Source organism: Streptomyces sp. NPDC001663, from assembly GCF_042893105.1.
GTDB lineage: Bacteria > Actinomycetota > Actinomycetes > Streptomycetales > Streptomycetaceae > Streptomyces.
In genome coordinates this window covers 368,370-386,397 of sequence record NZ_JBIAUR010000008.1, presented here as the reverse complement: position 1 = coordinate 386,397, position 18,028 = coordinate 368,370, and the positions used below count along the sequence as shown (strand labels likewise).

The 18,028-nt window shown below is 70.4% G+C and carries 15 protein-coding genes and 2 pseudogenes; 6 read left to right on the top strand and 11 right to left on the bottom strand.

What is annotated here, in order from left to right; translation table 11 throughout:
- Positions 1-33: 33 nt before the first annotated feature.
- Positions 34-120: pseudogene (locus ACFY1L_RS26925) on the top strand (glutamine synthetase); the annotation flags it as partial.
- A gap of 70 nt (positions 121-190) precedes the next feature.
- Here the strand turns inward: ACFY1L_RS26925 and ACFY1L_RS26920 are convergent.
- From ACFY1L_RS26920 to ACFY1L_RS26885, 8 genes and pseudogenes are all read right to left on the bottom strand, one after another.
- The gene (locus tag ACFY1L_RS26920; protein WP_388829383.1) at positions 191-586 is read right to left on the bottom strand and encodes a toll/interleukin-1 receptor domain-containing protein; all 396 of its coding nucleotides are present in this window, start codon (positions 584-586) and stop codon (positions 191-193) included.
- A 1-nt stretch (position 587) separates the two neighbouring features.
- Positions 588-1,157 (bottom strand): hypothetical protein, encoded by a 570-nt coding sequence (locus ACFY1L_RS26915; protein ID WP_388829380.1) that lies wholly within the window; start codon positions 1,155-1,157, stop codon positions 588-590.
- Positions 1,158-1,223: 66 nt separating this feature from the next.
- Positions 1,224-1,919 (bottom strand): annotated as a pseudogene (locus tag ACFY1L_RS26910) (TolB family protein); the annotation flags it as partial.
- Between the two features lie 53 nt (positions 1,920-1,972).
- Positions 1,973-3,265 (bottom strand): MFS transporter, encoded by a 1,293-nt coding sequence (locus tag ACFY1L_RS26905; protein ID WP_388829377.1) that lies wholly within the window; start codon positions 3,263-3,265, stop codon positions 1,973-1,975.
- A 1-nt stretch (position 3,266) separates the two neighbouring features.
- A complete protein-coding gene (locus ACFY1L_RS26900; RefSeq protein WP_388829374.1) occupies positions 3,267-4,160 on the bottom strand; it encodes an alkaline phosphatase family protein in 894 nt (297 codons plus the stop codon).
- 140 nt (positions 4,161-4,300) lie between these two features.
- The gene (locus ACFY1L_RS26895) at positions 4,301-4,741 is read right to left on the bottom strand and encodes a VOC family protein (RefSeq protein WP_388829371.1); all 441 of its coding nucleotides are present in this window, start codon (positions 4,739-4,741) and stop codon (positions 4,301-4,303) included.
- A gap of 44 nt (positions 4,742-4,785) precedes the next feature.
- Entirely contained in the window at positions 4,786-5,298 is a 513-nt protein-coding gene (locus ACFY1L_RS26890) for a pyridoxamine 5'-phosphate oxidase family protein (protein WP_388829368.1), read from the bottom strand.
- A gap of 111 nt (positions 5,299-5,409) precedes the next feature.
- Positions 5,410-6,150, bottom strand: coding sequence for a LuxR C-terminal-related transcriptional regulator (locus ACFY1L_RS26885; RefSeq protein WP_388829365.1), 741 nt, complete (start codon positions 6,148-6,150; stop codon positions 5,410-5,412).
- Positions 6,151-6,332: 182 nt separating this feature from the next.
- On the opposite strand from ACFY1L_RS26885, the gene ACFY1L_RS26880 reads away from it, so the two are divergent.
- Together ACFY1L_RS26880 and ACFY1L_RS26875 are read left to right on the top strand one after the other, a co-directional pair.
- Entirely contained in the window at positions 6,333-7,196 is an 864-nt protein-coding gene (locus tag ACFY1L_RS26880; RefSeq protein ID WP_388829362.1) for a hypothetical protein, read from the top strand.
- A gap of 233 nt (positions 7,197-7,429) precedes the next feature.
- Entirely contained in the window at positions 7,430-10,423 is a 2,994-nt protein-coding gene (locus tag ACFY1L_RS26875; RefSeq protein WP_388829359.1) for a bifunctional [glutamine synthetase] adenylyltransferase/[glutamine synthetase]-adenylyl-L-tyrosine phosphorylase, read from the top strand.
- Positions 10,424-10,438: 15 nt separating this feature from the next.
- On the opposite strand, the gene ACFY1L_RS26870 is transcribed toward ACFY1L_RS26875, so the two are convergent.
- Complete coding sequence (locus ACFY1L_RS26870; RefSeq protein WP_388829356.1) at positions 10,439-11,044, bottom strand: TetR/AcrR family transcriptional regulator; 606 nt, start codon at positions 11,042-11,044, stop codon at positions 10,439-10,441.
- 198 nt (positions 11,045-11,242) lie between these two features.
- On the opposite strand from ACFY1L_RS26870, the gene ACFY1L_RS26865 reads away from it, so the two are divergent.
- Entirely contained in the window at positions 11,243-12,703 is a 1,461-nt protein-coding gene (locus ACFY1L_RS26865) for an APC family permease (RefSeq protein ID WP_388829353.1), read from the top strand.
- 29 nt (positions 12,704-12,732) lie between these two features.
- On the top strand, positions 12,733-14,304 hold the full coding sequence (locus tag ACFY1L_RS26860; RefSeq protein WP_388829350.1) for an amidohydrolase: 1,572 nt from the start codon (positions 12,733-12,735) through the stop codon (positions 14,302-14,304).
- A gap of 6 nt (positions 14,305-14,310) precedes the next feature.
- On the opposite strand, the gene ACFY1L_RS26855 is transcribed toward ACFY1L_RS26860, so the two are convergent.
- Together ACFY1L_RS26855 and ACFY1L_RS26850 are read right to left on the bottom strand one after the other, a co-directional pair.
- Positions 14,311-15,174, bottom strand: coding sequence for a phosphatase PAP2 family protein (locus ACFY1L_RS26855; protein WP_388829347.1), 864 nt, complete (start codon positions 15,172-15,174; stop codon positions 14,311-14,313).
- 131 nt (positions 15,175-15,305) lie between these two features.
- Positions 15,306-16,340, bottom strand: coding sequence for a LacI family DNA-binding transcriptional regulator (locus tag ACFY1L_RS26850; RefSeq protein WP_388829344.1), 1,035 nt, complete (start codon positions 16,338-16,340; stop codon positions 15,306-15,308).
- A 395-nt stretch (positions 16,341-16,735) separates the two neighbouring features.
- Here ACFY1L_RS26850 and ACFY1L_RS26845 point away from each other — a divergent pair, with 395 nt between their 5' ends.
- A complete protein-coding gene (locus ACFY1L_RS26845; protein ID WP_388829341.1) occupies positions 16,736-18,007 on the top strand; it encodes an extracellular solute-binding protein in 1,272 nt (423 codons plus the stop codon).
- Positions 18,008-18,028: the final 21 nt, after the last annotated feature.

Sequence of the window (18,028 nt, the reverse complement as noted above, 5' to 3'; positions counted from 1 at the left end):
CGATCGCACGAGGTCGCTCCGGACGCATGTCACTTCCTGCGCAACAAGCGGCAGGAGTGGGAGGAGTACCGCTCGGAGGTCACGGCGTTCGAGCTGCGGAAGAATCTGCCGGTGCTGTAGGCGAGAGCCGGCGCGCTTTCTCGTAACGGCATGTAGGGCCGACGGTTGAGAACCGTCGGCCCTACCTGTGTCACAGGGATCGTGCGCTCGTCGCCTCGATCTGCTTCAGCGAATTGAGGATGACGGCGTCGGGATGCTCCGCCCCGACGTCCTCTTTTCGCCACACCTCGAGCCGGTTGCCTCGAAAAAAATAGGAGTCCGCCAGAACCGTACAGGTCTGTGCTGCGATTGCGTTCTCGAACCTGACCCAGTACGACTGCTCGCCGACGGGTGGGGTTATCGACAGGAAGTAGTCGCAGCCTTCGATCGCCTTCTTGAGCTGTGAGCGTGCGTCGGCTGCCTTGTCGAAATTGTTCACGTCGATCCAGACGCTGTACCCATTGGTGCGCAATTGGCTGGCCACTTCGGCTGCCACGTGCTCGAGCGCGCGCGGGTAGCTGATGAATGCGGTGATGGATTTCGGCATCTCAACCACGGTCCATCTTGGTGATCTTTGCTACGTTTCCCAGCTCGTCGGCGCGTGCCTGTTCGCGGACCGCTTCCACCTCGCGTGCATAGCGTCCGAATATTTCTTCGTTCGAGTCGCCGAATGTCCCCGGCGCATCCTTGATACGGCGGATCAGGGTGTAGACGTTGGACTCGTGCATTCTGAACCTGACGTAATTATCGCGGATCTTGAATGCCTCGTGCATCCCGTACACCGTTGCACCGAACGCCGAAACCACCTGGGTGAAGACTCGTTGGTAGAAGCCGTGGGAGCTGTAGGGAATGAGGAAGGGGAGCGAAAGTGATATCAGTGTGGTCCAGGTGACCGCGTAATAGTGCATCCAGCCGTAGATCCACGCCCTGCGTTGCCACACCGAGAGGACGGGGTGGGTTCGAGCGTAGTGCACCTTCAGCCAGCCCTTTAATTCATCGTCGACGAACACGGCGTCGGAGAACGGGTCCGGTTCGGTTTCCGATCCTGCCGTTTTGACTCGGAATCTTGGTTTCGTCTTCCATGCCAGGCCGATCGCCGATAGGACCACGGTCGCCAAGAAGACAAGGGTGGCAATTCCCCACGGGTCTCTGATCAATGAACCCCCCGGCTGACATTGGTCAGATCATGGCATGCCGATGTACGCGGGGGATACGGCCGCGGTGCTGATCCGCCGCGGCGCGCCCGTGCCGTCCGCCGGCACCGTGTACAGGTCCGCCCCGTAATCCCCCGGCAGGGCGTAGACCAGGGTGTGGTCGTCGCGCCAGACCGCCTGGTCGTCGACGCTTCGGGGCTCGGCGAGCGAGGTTTCGCGCATTGTCCGCAGGTCGAGGACGTACAGGTGCCAAGGGGCGTCCTTCGGGAGGCCCTGCACGCGTTTCTTGTAGGCGATGCGGGTGCCGTCGGGGGAGAGGGACGGGCACTCGACGTTCGTGTGGAGTGTGGTTACGGTCCGTGTGCGCAGGTCGCCGCGGACCAGGTACGTCTTCCCTCTCGTCGCCAGCGTCGCGTAGAACGTGCGGTCGTCCGACGCGAAGGTCACGCCCCAGAAGTTCACGTCCGCCGCGCGGTAGGCGTGGCCGTCCTTGATGATGCGGTACGTCTCCAGGGACGGGGTCAGCTTCCCGGTCCGTACGTCCACGATCGCCGCCCGCGTCGAGAAGTTCGTGCCCGCGTAGGAGTCGCCGCCGACGAACGCCGTCCAGGCGGCGAAGTGGCCGGTCGGGGAGACGCGGGCGCGGGACGGGATGCCGGGTACGTCGTAGCGGGCCTTCACATGAAGGTGCGCGTCGAGTACGGCCGCCCGGTACGTGTCCGAGACCGTCGCGAGTGCGGTCACGGCCGCAAGCAGGATCAGGATGCGGTTGCGTACGGTCATGCGGCGGCCTCCGCGTTCGCCGAAGCGGTGGGGCGCAGGAAGGCCAGCGACACGGCCGCGCACAGCGCCAGCGCCGCCGTCGACGCCAGCAGCGCCGTACGGTCGCCCCACAGGGTCCATGCCGCGCCGAAGAGGAGCGAGCAGGCGAAACGGGTCAGGGCCTGCCCGGTCTGCACGACGGCCAGTCCCGACGAGCGCAGCTCCTCCGGCACGCACTCCGAGGCCGCCGCCATCAGCACACCGTCCGTGGCCGCGTAGAAACCGCCGTGCAGGGCGAGGACCGCGTACGGCAGCGCCGCCCCGTGCCAGGAGGTGAGGAGGAGGACGTAAGCCAGCAGCAGCGAGCCGTGGCCCGCCAGGAACACCCGCCACCGGCCCACCCGGTCGGCGAGCCGCCCCAGCACCACCGCCAGCAGCAGGAACGCCGCCGCCGTGCCCAGCGGAAGCAGCGCGAACCAGCGGTCGGGGACGCCGAGGCGGCGCTGGAGGAGGAGGTAGACGAAGGAGTCGCTGACCGTCGCGAGGCCGAGGAGGAGGGCGCAGATCGTGATGCGGCGCAGGTCCCGGCGGCGGAGGAGGCCGAGGGCGGCGCGCAGGGTGGGGCGTACGGCCTGCTCGATCGCCGGTGCCGAGGACGAACCCGGCACGAACAGCACCAGGACCAGCACCCCGACCACCGCCACGCAGAAGCTCACCGTGAACACCGCGTCGTAGCCGTCCACGGTCGCCCGCAGGATCCAGAACGCCACCAGCGGGCCGAGCAGCGCGCCCGCCGTGTCCATCGCACGGTGCACGCCGAAGGCCCGGCCACGCGTCCGAGGCGTGGACGACAGCGAGATCAGCGCGTCGCGCGGGGCCGTGCGCAGGCCCTTGCCGGTGCGGTCGGCGGCCAGGACCAGACCGATGGGAGTGAGCGAATGGGCCAGCAGCAACAGCGGCTTGCAGAGCGCCGAGATGCCGTAGCCCAGCCCCGCCACCCACTTGTGGCGGCCGCCGCCGCGGTCGGCGAGGTGGCCGCCGGCCAGGCGTACGAGCGCCGAGAAGCCGTTGTAGATGCCGTCCAGCAGCCCGAAGCCCAGCGGGGACAGGCCGAGGCCCGCCACCAGGTACAGGGGGAGCACCGCCGTCACCATCTCCGACGACACGTCGGTGATCAGGCTGACCGTGCCGAGCGCGAGGACCGTGGGGGCGACCGCGGTGCGGTACCGCCCGGCGGCAACCCGCCGGGCGGTATCTTCCACGGACGCCGGCGCATCTGGTGTGCTCGCGCGGCTGTCCGCTACGTACATGTCAGGAGGCCCAGATCCCCGTGATGTCGTCGGCGGAGGCCGCGTTGCCCGCGTGGGACGTCAGGCCCTGCGAGTCCTCCAGGGTGCGCAGCAGGTCGTAGTGGTTGTACGTGGTCGAGCTGGTCGACCCGGCCGTCACCGGCTGGCCGTACAGGACCGTCGGGATGCGGTTGCCGGACAGGCGGTTGTCCTCGTCGAAGGTGACGACGAGGAGGCTGTTGTGGGTCTTGGCCCAGGTGGCATACGCGCCGAGGTTGTTCTTCAGCCAGGTGTCACCGGTCGACACCGAGCAGTCGTGCATGTCGCTGCACAGGTTGGGGACGACGAAGGACACGTCCGGGAGGGTGGAGTAGTCGGCCGGGAACTGCGCGAAGGTCTTGGCGGACGACGTCGGTACGTTGCTGAAGCCGAACCACGGATTGTGCTTGCGCGCGTAGTTGCCGCTGCTGCACGTCGTGGAGCCCTGGCTGGGCAGGGTCTCGTTGTAGCTGGCCCAGGTCCTGCCGGCGGCGATCAGCTCCGAGGCGAGGTTGGCGGCCGAGGAGAAGCCCGGGGTGTAGCAGCTGTCGTCCGTGATGCCCTGGGTGGAGCCGGAGAACAGCGCGAAGTAGTTGGGCTGGCTCGGGTGGGTCTCCCCGTACGACTGGCTCAGGCTCGCGCCGCCGGTCTTCAGCGAGTTGATGTACGGGGCGCTGGAGGAGCCGATGACCTGGCTGTAGGCGTGGTTCTCGAAGACCACGACGACCACGTGGTCCGGGGTCGGCACACCGGCCGCGGCGGACGAGGAGCCGCCGAGACCGGTCCACAGGCCGACGGCCGCCGCCGTGAAGGCGAGCGCGGATGCGATCGCGGCGCGGCCGCGGCGATACGTCGAACTGGCAGGGCTGCCGGACACTTCAACCTCCGGTGGGGGGAGAGACGGGGGCGGCGGTGCGGACAGAGCATGCACACGTCAAGATGCCCCCGCCCCACCTCATCCAACCGGCCGGATGAAGAGCGGATGAACTACTGCCGGATGAACTACGGCCGGATGAACTAACCCTGCTGTGCGGCCAGTTCGGTCAGCAGCTGGTGCAGGGGCTGGGTCGCCCGCTTGCGGTACTCCTGGATCGCCCAGCCGTTGCCGTCCGGGTCCTTGAAGTACATGAACGTGGCCCCGTCCTGCGGCGCGAACTGCTGCGGCTCGCTGATCTCGAGACCGCGGGCGGTCAGCTCGTCGTACGCCGCCTTGGCGTCCGTCACGCACAGCTGCATCCCGTGGTACGTGCCCGGCTGCGGTGTGCCCGTCGGTACCTGGAGCCCGTCGACGAGCGCGATCGAACAGCCCGACCCGGGCGGGGTCAGTTGCACGATCCGCACCCCCTCCATCACCTCGCCGTCGAGGTCCACGTGGAAGCCGACCTTGTCCCGGTAGAACTCCTTGGCCCGGTCCACGTCGGAAACCGGCAGCAGGATCACTTCGAGGGTCATGTCCATGGAACGACTCCTTCGTCGTACGTCGGTCATGCGTCGGTCGTGCGTCAGGTGAATCGCCATCGGGTCTGGCTGAACGGCTCCCCCTTACCGAAGCCGAAAACGGTGCGTGGCGCCACCGAGAAGACGAACGCGGCCCCGGCGCCGTGGTGGAAGGCTCCGTTCCGCACCTCGAAGTGCCAGAAGCTGCCGTACTTCGCCTCCCATGCGGCGGCCAGCACACGCAGCCTGTCCTCGTCGGCGACGCGCACCGCCTCGCCCTCCACGACCAGGTCGTAGCCCTTGTCCCAGGTGTTGCTCCCGGTCGTCAGCACGACGTGCGCGTTGGCTTCGAGGTTCTTCGCCTTGCGCTCCTCGGGCCCCGTGCAGAAATGCAGCGCGCCGTCCGACCAGACCGCCGGCAGCGGGGTCACATGGGGCCGCCCGTCCGGCCGCACCGTCGAGATCCAGAACAGCTCGGCCTCCGCGAGCCGTGCCTCGGCCTCGGACCAGTCGGTCGCGGTGGCCCGGGGGTCGCTGTAGCGGGTGTCGAGACAGGTCTGCGGGATGGTGTCCGCCATGGGCCGTCCTCCTCACCGTATGAAGACGTACGCGTATGAAGACGTACGAAGACGAATGAAGCCGTATGAAGAAGGGACCCCGCCGGCCGCGCGAACTCATCGGTCGTCCGGTCAGATCGCCTCCGCCTCCGGGAACACCCGGGCCACCGCGGCCGTACGGCTGGAGACGCCCAGGCGTTCGAAGGCGTTCTCGAGGTGCTTGCGGACGGTGCTGGGGGCGACGACGAGCTGTTCGGCGATCTCCGGGGTGCTCAGGCCGCGGGCCACGCAGCGCAGGACGTCGAGTTCGCGGTGGGTGAGGCGGACCGGGGGGCGGCGCCGTCGGGCGCCCTCCCGGTAGATCTCGTACAGGTGGGGCGCCATGAGCCGCAGCGTGGTCATCTCGTGGTCGGTGAAGGGCTTCGTGTCCGCGCGGAAGAACTGGAAGACGCGGGTACGGCCCGGGGCGGTGGGCAGGGCGATGTCGGCGATGGTGGGGAACGGGCGCAGGAACTCGGTGTAGATCGGCAGGTCGCGCAGCTCGCGCACGGACAGGAAGTCCGCCATCTGCGTGGTCTCGGGGCTGTCGTGCGGCCGCGACACCTGCTCGCACTGCAGGTGCTGGCGGCGCCAGCGCCAGTACGCCTCCATCGGGGCCTCGTCCTCGTCGCACGGGGTCTCGCGCTCGTTGAACCCGATCCTGGCCGGGACGTCCAGCTCCGAGAAGCTCACGCACGCACAGGGCACGAGCCGCTGCAGGCCGTACAGCAGGGACATCGGCGGCACGTCCTCGGAGGGGTCGTGGCGGGCCTCGTCCAGGACGTCTGCCATGCGCCGCAGATGAGCCTCGGCCGTGGTGAAGGGTGGCGTCATCTCGGCCTCCCGGTACGCCGATTCGGGCCCTCTCACGACGCTACGCCGCGTTCGCCTGCGGGGTCCGGTATTCGCCAAATGCCGAATGGGCGCGGGGCGGTCGGGGCGTGCACTGTCGACGGGGACGGGCACCGGCGGGGCCGTGGTCGGCGGCGTCCTCGTCCTCGTAAGGAGGCCACCCCATGCACACCCACCTGAATCCACGCGGTGCGGCCCTCGCCGCGGGTGCCGGCGTCCTGGCTGCCGTCATGCTGGCCACCGGCTGCGACGGTACGGCCGCCACGGCCTCGGCGGGGGCGAGGGCGCCCTTCTCGACCGTGCGGTTCACCGTCGGCGGCCCCGGGGGAGACGTCCAGCTCTCCGGGATGTCCCGCTCGGCGGTCAGGCCCGCCGGCAGCCACACGGTGACCGCGGGCCGCGCGCACCGGTTCACCCGGCCGGAGGGCAGGCTGCTCGTCGTTCTGCGGCACTGGCCCGCGGCCCGGATCGAGCGGGCCTCACGGGGACGACTGCCTCGGATGAGGCCGCCGGAGGAGTCGGCCGTGGAGACCGCGTTCGTCGTGAACACCGCGGGCTGGGTACGGGCCGACCTGGACGGCGCCGAGCTGCAGTGGCTGCGCGGCGACACGATCCGCGTCGACGCCACGAACACAGCCGTCGGCGACGTCACCCACCTGACGCTGTCCGGACCGTACGGGGGTCGGTCCGGACAGCCCGTACGACCGCCGGGCACGCGCGCGTGCACACGTTCCGACGACGACGCCACGGCCGCCCGCCGCGCGACCCTCCCGGACATCGAGGCGGGTTCGACGGTCCCGAAAGCCCTCGGCCGGCTGAGCTCCCTGTGCCTCGACATCCAGTACACCTCCCGCCCCGACAGCGGCCGCCCCGGCACGGTCCACCAGGTCCTGATCCCCCTCGCCGCCCGCCCGACCGCGGTGGCCGCACTACCGTCCCCGGCCGCCGACACGCCCCCGGCCCCTGGCCCCGGCGAACGGGCTCTGCTGGACCCGTCCCGCCCGGCCACGGTGGTGGTCGCCCGCTGAGCCGGCCGGGCGCGGCGGTGGTGACTCGGTGAGGCCCAAAGGCGCATCGTCGCGGCGCCCGCCGATCCACTCACCCTCGTGGTGCCCATCAGAAACAGGCCAAGGCGTCCCCGCCCCGCCGATCCGCCCCCGCCCTGCCCACCCGCCGAAACCCCCGTCCCGCCCCAGCGCTTCTGTCAGTGTCTGCGGTTAGGCTCGGGGCCAGTACGACCTTGATCCGACGGGAGGCCGGGATGACGGCGCCGGGGCGCAGGAGCAGTACCTTCACGCGGCTGCTGCGGCACGGCTTCACCGATCCGTCGGCCGCCGAGCGGCTGCTGGACAGCGTCGAGCTCATGCCCGTGCGCGACGACCCGGTGCTGCTCGACGCCCTGGGCGCGACCGCCGACCCGGATCTCGCGCTGCACGGTCTTGTGCGGCTGCTCGAGGTCCAGCCCGGGCCCACCCGACGCGAGCTGCTCGACACGTTGATAGCGGCCAAGCCGCTGCGCGACCGGCTGCTTGGTGTCCTCGGCGCCTCCGCCGCGCTCGCCGACCACCTCGCCCGGCACCCCAGGGACTGGGAGGCGCTGGTCACGTACGAGCCGCGGGACCTGCATCCGGGAGTGGAGGAGTTCGAGCGGGGGCTGGCCGAGGCCACCGACCCTGTCTCCCTCCGCGTCGCCTATCGCCGCTGCCTGCTGTCCATCGCCGCCCGTGACGTGTGCGGTACCACCGACGTCGCCGAGACCGCCGCCGAGCTCGCCGACCTCGCCACCGCCACCCTGCGCGCCGCACTCGCCATCGCCCGCGCCGCCGCCCCCGACGACGCCGCGCTGTGCCGGCTCGCGGTCATCGCGATGGGCAAGTGCGGCGGCCATGAGCTCAATTACGTCTCCGACGTCGATGTGATCTTTGTCGGTGAGGCCGTCGACGGGGCTGATGAAGGCAAGGCCCTCAGGTCCGCCACCAAGCTCGCCTCGCACATGATGCGGATCTGCTCCGAGACGACCGTCGAGGGGTCCATCTGGCCCGTGGACGCCAATCTGCGTCCCGAGGGCAGGAACGGCCCGCTGGTGCGCACCCTCTCCAGCCACCTCGCCTACTACCAGCGCTGGGCCAAGACCTGGGAGTTCCAGGCGTTGCTCAAGGCTCGCCCGGTGGCCGGCGACATCGAGCTCGGCGAGGAGTACGTCAGCGCCCTCGAACCCCTCGTCTGGAAGGCCGCCGAGCGGGAGAACTTCGTCGTCGACGTCCAGAAGATGCGCCGCCGGGTCGTCGAGAACATCCCCGCCGCAGAGATCGACCGCCAGCTCAAGCTCGGCCCCGGCGGCCTCAGAGACGTCGAATTCGCCGTACAGCTGCTGCAGTTGGTGCACGGCCGGGCGGACGCGTCCCTGCGCAGCGGCACCACGCTCGACGCCCTCCAGGCCCTCGCCGTCGGCGGCTACATCGGCCGCGCGGACGCCTCCCAGCTCGACGAGGCGTACCGTTTCCTGCGCTCCATGGAGCACCGCATCCAGCTCTTCCGGCTGAGGCGTACACATCTCGTCCCCGAGGACGAGGCCGACCAGCGCCGCATCGGCCGCTCCCTGGGGCTGCGCGTCGACCCGGTCGCCGAGCTCAACCGCGAGTGGAAACGGCACGCCGGTGTCGTACGACGGCTGCACGAGAAGCTCTTCTACCGCCCACTGCTCGACGCCGTCGCCCAACTCGCCCCCGGCGAGGCCAGGTTGAGCCCCGAGGCAGCGCGCGAGCGACTGGTCGCGCTCGGCTACGGCGACCCGGCCGCCGCCCTGCGCCACCTGGAGGCCCTGGCCTCCGGCGTCACCCGCAAGGCCGCCATCCAGCGCACCCTGCTGCCCGTCCTGCTCGGCTGGTTCGCCGACTCCGCCGACCCGGACGCCGGACTGCTCAACTTCCGCAAGGTGTCGGACGCGTTGGGCAAGACCCCTTGGTATCTGCGGCTGCTCAGGGACGAGGGCGCCGCCGCCGAGAACCTCGCGCGCGTGCTGTCCGCCGGCCGCCTCGCCCCCGACCTGCTGATGCGCGCCCCGGAGGCGGTGGCCCTGCTCGGCGACGGCGACGGCGGCGGACTCGAACCGCGCGGCCGGGCCCAGCTGGAGCAGGAGATCCTGGCCGCCGTCGGCCGCGCCGAGAACGCCCAGCAGGCGGTCACCGCGGCCCGCGGCGTCCGCCGCCGCGAGCTGTTCCGTACGGCCGCCGCCGACATCGTCGGCTCCTACGGCACCGAGACCCAGCCCGCCGAGGCCGACCAGGGCGCGCTGGTGGAGCGCGTCGGCGGCGCGGTCTCCGACCTGACGGCGGCCACCCTCGCGGGCACACTGCGCGCGGTGGTGCGGGACGGCTGGGGCGACACGCTGCCGACCCGCTTCGCGGTCATCGGCATGGGCCGCTTCGGCGGACACGAGCTGGGCTACGGCTCCGACGCGGACGTCCTGTTCGTGCACGAGCCGTGGGAGGGCGTGGCGGAGCGCGAAGCCTCCGAGGCGGCCAACAAGGTCGTCTCCGAGATGCGCCGGCTGCTGCAGATCCCGAGCGCGGACCCGCCGCTGCTGATCGACGCCGACCTGCGGCCGGAGGGCAAGTCCGGCCCGCTCGTCCGCACTCTCAACTCCTACGAGGCCTACTACCGCCGCTGGTCCCTGGTCTGGGAGTCACAGGCACTGCTGCGGGCCGAACCGGTCGCCGGCGACGAGGACCTGGGCGGCCGTTTCATCGATCTGATCGCTCCGCTGCGGTACCCGGCGGAAGGGCTGGGCGACGACGCCGTACGCGAGATCCGGCGCTTGAAGGCCCGTATGGAATCGGAACGAATGCCGCGCGGCGCCGACCCCAAGCTGCACACCAAGCTCGGCCCCGGCGGACTGTCGGACGTCGAATGGACCGTGCAGCTGCTGCAGTTGCAGCACGGCTGGGCCGAGCCGGGCCTGCGCACGACACGCACCCGGGAGGCCCTGGCGGCGGCACGCGCGGCCGAGCTGATCTCGGGCGAGGACGCGGCCATCCTCGACGAGGCATGGGTACTGGCCACGCGGGTGCGCAACGCCGTGATGCTGGTGCGAGGCCGGGCCGGCGACACGTTCCCCTCGGGCGCGCGCGAACTGGCTGCGGTGGGGCGGTACTTGGGGTACGCGGACGGACACGTGGGGGACATGCTGGACGCGTATCGCCGTACGACGCGCAGGGCGCGAGCCGTGGTGGAGGTGCTGTTCTACGGGGCGTAGGCACCCCGGAGAGCGTCACGCCCCCCGAAGAAATCCCGCATGTTTCAGGAACCCTTCCAACCCCAGCTCGAACGCCCGGTCCGCCCGCCCCTCGCCGACCGCCGCCAGGGCCTCCGCCAGGCGCGGCGTCGGTGCCTCCTCGGTCAGCTCCCACATGGTCTCCGGGGCCGCGAGGTCGAGGGCCGAGCCCAGCACCAGGTTCTCCAGCGCGATGATCAGCGGCATCACGTCCGCCGGCGCGAAGCCCGCGTCCAGCAGCAGCGTCACCGCCCGCTCGTACTGCTCCAGGACCCGCGGCGCTCGTACGGGTGAAGTCATCAGCAGCGGGATCGCCTTCGGGTGGGCGGCGAACGCGGCGCGGTAGGAGCGGGCCCAGGCCTCCAGGGCGGTGTCCCACGGGGTCAGGTCCAGCGTCCCGGGGTCGATCGCGTCGGCGACCCGCTCGCGCAGCAGCTCCACGATCCCGTCCCGGCCGTCCACATGGTGATACACCGAGCCGGTCTGCGCCCCGAGCCGCTTGGCGATCTGCGGCACGCTGAAGTCGCCCTGCTCGTCGACGAGTTGCAGCGCCGTCGCCGTGATGCGCTCACGGTCGAGGAGCGGTGTGCGCGGCCGTCCCATGCGTGTGCTCTCCCCTGAAGGTGCGAGATGGGGCTTCCCGGATGCCCAGGAGGAGGCTACATTGCCGAAACCGAAAGCCTTTAGATTTACGGGCCCGGACACCACCACGTGCTCCGACACGACCACGTGTTCCGGGACCGCCGGCCACCCCGCACGCCCGGAACCCTCCCCGTCCGCCGCGCTCGAAGGGCTTCGCCCATGTCCGTCACCACCCCCGATGCCTCCGAGGAGAGCACGCCGCCCGGCACCGCGACCCTCCGTTCCGGCTCCCTCGGCACCGCCGACATCGCCTTCTTCGTGGTCTCCGCCGCCGCCCCGCTCACCGTCATGGCCGGCGTCGCCCCGCTCGCGATCCTGCTCGGCGGCATCGGCGCCCCGGCCGGCTACCTCATCGCCGGCATCACCCTCGCCGTCTTCGCCGTCGGCTTCACCACCATGAGCCGCCATGTGAAGAGCGGCGGCGCGTTCTACGCGTACATCACCCGCGGCCTCGGCCGACCCGTCGGCATCGGCGCCGCCCTGCTCGCGCTCATCGGCTACAACGGCATGGAGATCGGCGTCTACGGCCTGCTCGCCACCGCCACCAAGGACACCCTGCACGCCCTCTTCTCCGCCGACGTCCCCTGGCTGCCGATCTCCCTCGTCGGCCTCCTCCTCATCGGCTACGGCGGCTTCCGCTCCATCGACTTCGGCGCCAAACTCCTCGGCGTCCTGCTCCTCGCCGAGACCGGCATCCTGGCGCTGCTGGCGGGCGGCGTGCTGGTCAAGGGCGGTGCGCACGGGCTGTCGGGCGCCTCCTTCGCGCCGGGCAACGTGTTCGTGTCCGGTACGGCGGTCGTCCTGGCCTTCGCCTTCGCCGCGTTCACCGGCTTCGAGTCGACGGTCATCTACCGCCGCGAGGCCCGCAGTCCCGAGCGCACGGTGCCGCGCGCGACCTACGTGGCCATCGGCTTCCTCGGCCTCTTCTATGCCTTCATCGTCTGGATCGTCATCCAGGCCTTCGGCAACCAGGAGGTGATCGCGGCCGCCGCCAAGGACCCCGGCGGTCTCTTCTTCTCCGCCATCACCACCTACGTCGGCGGCTGGGCGGCCGACCTGATGCACATCTTCATCGTCACCAGCGTCATCGCCTCCCTCCTCGCCTTCCACAACGCGATCAACCGGTACGCCCTCGCCCTCGCCGAGGAGGGCGTCCTGCCGAAGGCGCTGGGCCGCATCCACCCGCGCCACCGCTCCCCGTACGTCGCCGGAATCGCCCAGACCGCCCTGGGCGCGGTCGTCGTCGTCGCCTTCTGGGCGGCCGGCGCCGACCCGTACCAACAGCTGCTTCTGTGGGTCAACACCCCTGGAATGATCGGCCTGTTCACGCTCCAGCTGCTCGCCGCGATCGCCGTTCCCTGCTACTTCAGGAAGGTGAGCCACCAGGAGGGCACCCTGCGCACGGTCGTCGCCCCTGTCGCCGCCGCGGTGCTGCTCGCGACGGCGATAGGGCTCGTCATCACCCACATCGACCTGTTCACCGGCGCCTCGACCACCGTCAACACCGTCCTGATCGTCACGGCGCCCGCCGTCTTCCTCGTGGGCCTGGGTCTTGCGTGGTGGCTGCGCCGCGAACGGCCGCACGTGTACGCCGACTTCGCCGCCGAACCCGCCGAATAACCCGACAGAACAAGGGAGTTCACCCGCTCATGCCCACCCCCGACCTGATCCTCACCGGCGCCGAGGTCCGCACCCTCGACCCCGCCCGGCCGTACGCCACCGCCGTCGCCGTCCGCCGCGGGGTGATCACGGAGGTCGGTGACGAGGGCGACGTACGCGAGTGGCGGGGGCCGGGCACCGAGGTCGTGGCGCTGGAGGGGGCGCACCTCGTGCCCGGGCTCGTGGACGCGCACAGTCACCCGGTGTGGGGGCTGGACATGGCGACCGGAGTCGATCTGTCGGGGGTGACGGACCTGGCGGGCCTGAAGGCGGCCCTCGCCACCGCCGAGCGCATCGACGGCTGGGTGATCGGCCACGGCCTCGACCACAACGCCTTCGAGGGCCGCCCGATCGACCGCGCCCTCGTCGAGGACGTACTCGCCGGCGCGCCCGCCTTCCTCCGCCTCTACGACGGCCACTCGGCCCTCGCGACCGGCGCGGCGCTCGCTGCGGCGGGCGTGACGGGAGCGCGGTCCTTCGCCCAGCGCTCGGAGGTGGTCTGCGACGGCGAGGGACGGCCGACGGGCCACCTCGTCGAGCACGCGGCCATGGACCTGCTGACGGAGGTCATGCCCCGCCCGTCCTACGCGGCCCGCCGCGCCCGCCTCGTCGAACTGCTCTCGGCAATGGCGGCGACCGGCCTGACCGGGGCGCACGTCATGGACGCCGGCGATGCGGAGCTGGTCGACTCCGTCGCCCGGGAGACGGTGCTGCCGGTGCGGCTGCGGTTCGCGCCGTGGTGCATGCCGGGCGTGGCCGAGGCGGGTCTGAAGGAGCTGGTCGCGGCGCAGGGCCGAGGCGGCCGGCACTGGCAGGTCGGCGGGGTCAAGTTCTTCATGGACGGCACGGTGGAGGGCGGCACGGCCTGGCTGGAGCACGCCGACTGCCACGGCCAGGGCACCGAGGCGTTCTGGCCGGATCCCGAGGCATACGGGGCTGCCGTACGGCACCTGCACGCGGCCGGCGTCCGCACGGCCACGCACGCCATCGGTGACGCGGCGGTACGGCACGTCCTGGACGTGGTGGCAGGGCTCGGCCCCAGCGGCCGGGACCGGCATCGCGTCGAGCACATCGAGACCGCCCCGGACGACCTCCTGCCGCGGTTCGCGGAGCTGGGGGTGGCGGCGTCGATGCAGCCGCCGCACACCGCGTACACCCGGGCCGACGGCACGGACGAGTGGTCCCGCCGCCTGGGCACGGCCCGCGCCGGCCACGCCTGGCGGCTACGGGACCTGCGCGACGCGGGCGCCACGGTCGCCCTGGGCTCGGACTGGCCGATCGCCCACTACGACGTACGGGCCGTGCTCGCGACGGCCCGCGCACCGCGAGGGGCGGCGTCGGCGCGCGCGGGCCTGACGGGCCTGGAGGCCCTGGAGGGCTGCACGACGCACGCGGCACGGGCGGCGGGGGAGGCCGAGGTGGCGGGCCGCATCGCCGTGGGACACCGGGCCGACCTGACGGCCCTGGCCCTGGACCCGGTCAAGGCTCCGGCGGACGAGGTGGCGCAGGCGCCGGTGCGGCTGACGGTGACCGGGGGGTATGTGGTGCACCGCGGGGAGTGAGGCAGGTCAGACCTTCGTGGGCAGGAGGGGGGCGTCGGCCCCTCTTGCCGGCACCATTTGCGGCATTGCGTAGGGCAGGCGCCCGTACCAGACACGTGCCACCGTGAACCCGAACGTCAGGCACAGGATGCCGCCCACCGCGTCCAGCCAGAAATGGTTGGCCGTGGCGACGATCACGATCAGAGTCGCCGCCGGATACATCAGTCCCAGCACCCGCACCCACGGCACCTTGGCCAGCGCGAAGATCGTCAGGCCGCACCACAGCGACCAGCCGATGTGCATGGACGGCATCGCGGCGTACTGGTTCGACATGTGCTTCAGGTCGCCCGAGGCCATCGAACCCCAGGTCTGGTGGACCATGACCGTGTCGATGAAGCGGCTGCCGTTCATCAGGCGCGGGGGAGCGAGCGGATACAGGTAGTAACCGACCAGCGCCACACCGGTGGTGGCGAACAGGACCAGGCGGGTCGCCGCATAGCGGCCGGGGTGGCTGCGGAACAGCCAGACCAGCACACCCAGCGTGATCACGAAGTGCAGCGTCGCGTAGTAGTAGTTCATGCCGACGATGAGCCAAGACACCGAGTTCACCGCGTGGTTGACGGACTCCTCGACGGCGATGCCCAGTTGGTGCTCGGTCTTCCAGATCCAGTCGGCGTTGCGCAGCGCCTTGCCGCGCTGCTCCGGAACCGCGTTGCGGATGAGTGAGTACGTCCAGTAACTCACCGCGATCAGAAGGATCTCGAACCAGAGACGGGGTCGGCGCGGGGTGCGCAGCCGGTGCAGGAACTCCGGTCGCTTCTGGGCCGTACTGGGGTCCGGAACGGCCGTCTGATCACGGTCTTCCAGACTGGTCACAGTCGCGTCACCCATGGGCACAAAGTCTGCCAGATTTGCCTTCCCCGACCGATCATCCCCCGGTCGGGTTCGCCTCGCATTTCCTACAACGCCAAGACGTCACCGTCTACTCCCAGGGCACTGCACGAAAACACGGATTCTCCGCCCTACGGACGAGTCCGGTCCCCAGGCGCCGAGGCCGTCGAACCACGCACCACCAGCTCCGGCATGAACACGAACTCACTGTGCGGCGCAGGCGTTCCGCCGATCTCCTCCAGCAACGTACGCACCGCGGCCTGGCCCATCGCCGGCACCGGCTTGCGGATCGTGGTCAGCGGCGGATCGGTGAAGGCGATCAAGGGGGAGTCGTCGAAGCCCACCACCGAGATCTCCCGCGGGACTTCGAGACCGATCTGCCGGGCCGCCCGTATCGCACCCAGCGCCATCATGTCGCTCGCGCACACCACCGCCGTACAGTCGCGGTCGATCAGCGCGTGGGCGGCGGCCTGGCCGCCCTCCAGGGTGTAGAGGGAGTGCTGGACGAGCTCCGTCTCGATGGTCTGCGCGCTCAGGCCCAGCTGGTCCTGCATCGCGCGGACGAAGCCCTCGATCTTGCGCTGCACCGGCACGAACCGCTTCGGGCCGAGCGCGAGACCGATCCGCGTGTGCCCCAGCGACACCAGATGCGTCACCGCCAGGGTCATCGCCGCGCGGTCGTCGGGGGAGATGAACGGCGCCTGCACCTTCGGCGAGAAGCCGTCCACCAGCACGTACGGCACGCCCTGCGCGCGCAGCCGCTCGTAGCGCTCCATGTCGGCGGTGGTGTCGGCGTGCAGTCCGGAGACGTAGATGATGCCGGCGACCCCGCGGTCGACGAGCATCTCCGTCAGCTCGTCCTCCGTCGAACCGCCCGGGGTCTGGGTGGCCAGCACCGGGGTGTAGCCCTGCCTGGTCAGCGCCTGGCCGATCACCTGGGCCAGGGCCGGGAATATCGGGTTCTCCAACTCCGGGGTTATCAGGCCCACCAGGCCCTCGCTGCGCTGCCGCAGCCGCACCGGGCGCTCGTAGCCCAGGACGTCGAGCGCTGCGAGCACGGATTGACGGGTGGTGGCGGCGACGCCCGGCTTCCCGTTGAGGACGCGGCTGACGGTCGCTTCGCTCACCCCCGCCTGAGCAGCGATATCGGCAAGCCGTGTGGTCACAGGGGTGGACTGTACCGGCCGACTGTCACTTTGCACACCAATCGGGCGCCGGGCACGAGCGGTTGCACGGCCCCGTGCGGGTTGCTGCGTCATCGCGGTCCCTCGTGTTCTGTCGGCGCCGACGTATACGGCAAGAGCTTGCAGAGTCTTGCACAAGCATCCCTCTGCCCGCTCACCCTCTTCAATACGCGGTTGCGCGGGGGTCGAGGGGAGGTCACGGGCGGGTAACTCTCGGCTCTTCTTGCAATTTTTTGCTGCAAGGTCTTTCGGTGCCGCTTACATCGCTGTTACGTTCTCGTCGCCCGGCGGCCGCAACGGCGCAGTCGGCAAGTCGGCGGGAGCGGCAGACGGGGCCCCTCCTGCACAACACGGGCTTTCACCCTCAAGGAGAACTCATGCGGCGTGGCATAGCGGCCACCGCGCTGGTGGCGTCTTTCGCCCTCGCGGCGACGGCCTGCGGCGGAAGCGACAGCGGCGACAAGGCCGACGGTCCGGTCACCATCACCTGGTGGGACACCTCCAACGCCACCAATGAGGCGCCGACGTACAAGGCCCTGGTCAAGCAGTTCGAGGCCGCCAACAAGGACATCAAGGTCAAGTACGTCAACGTCCCCTTCAGCGAGGCGCAGAACAAGTTCGACACCGCCGCCGGTTCCAAGGGCGCTCCGGACGTGCTGCGTTCCGAGGTCGGCTGGACCCCCGCCTTCGCCAAGAAGGGCTTCTTCCTGCCGCTGGACGGCACCGACGCCCTCAAGGACCAGAGCAAGTTCCAGTCGAGCCTGATCAAGCAGGCCCAGTACGACGGCAAGACCTACGGCGTCCCGCTGGTCACCGACACCCTCGCCCTCGTCTACAACAAGGCCCTCTTCAAGAAGGCCGGCATCACCGAGGCCCCCAAGACCTGGGACGAGCTCAGGGCCGACGCCGCCAAGATCGACTCCAAGGCCAAGGTCTACGGCTACTGGGGCTCCACCCAGGCCTACTACGCACAGACCTTCCTCTACGGCGAGGGCACCGACACCGTCGACGCCGCCGCCAAGAAGATCACCGTGAACTCGGCCGAGGCGCAGAAGGCCTACGGCACCTGGCTGAGCATGTTCAAGGGGCAGGGCCTGCACAAGGCCGACACCACCGCCGACGCCTACTCCCACATCCAGGACGCGTTCGTCAACGGCAAGGTCGCCTCGATCATCCAGGGCCCCTGGGAGATCACGAACTTCTACAAGGGCTCGGCCTTCAAGGACAAGTCCAACCTCGGCATCGCCACCGTCCCGGCCGGCTCCGCCGGCAAGGCGGGCGCCCCGACCGGCGGCCACAACCTGTCCGTCTACGCCGGCTCCGACAAGGCCCACCAGGCGGCCGCGCTGAAGTTCGTCAACTTCATGACCTCCGCGAAGTCCCAAACGGAGATCGCCCTGAAGAACTCCACGCTGCCCACCCGCGAGGACGCCTACACCGCCGAGGTCAAGGCCGACCCGGGCATCGCCGGCTACCAGGGCGTCCTCTCCGCCGCCCAGCCGCGCCCGGCGCTGCCCGAGTACAGCTCCCTGTGGGGCCCGCTGGACACCGAGCTGCCGAAGATCGCCGGCGGCAAGGAGTCCCTCGACAAGGGCCTGAGCAACGTCGAACTGGCCATCGCCAAGCTCGTGCCGGACTTCAGCAAGTAAGCCCCGAGTGGCCGTCGGGTC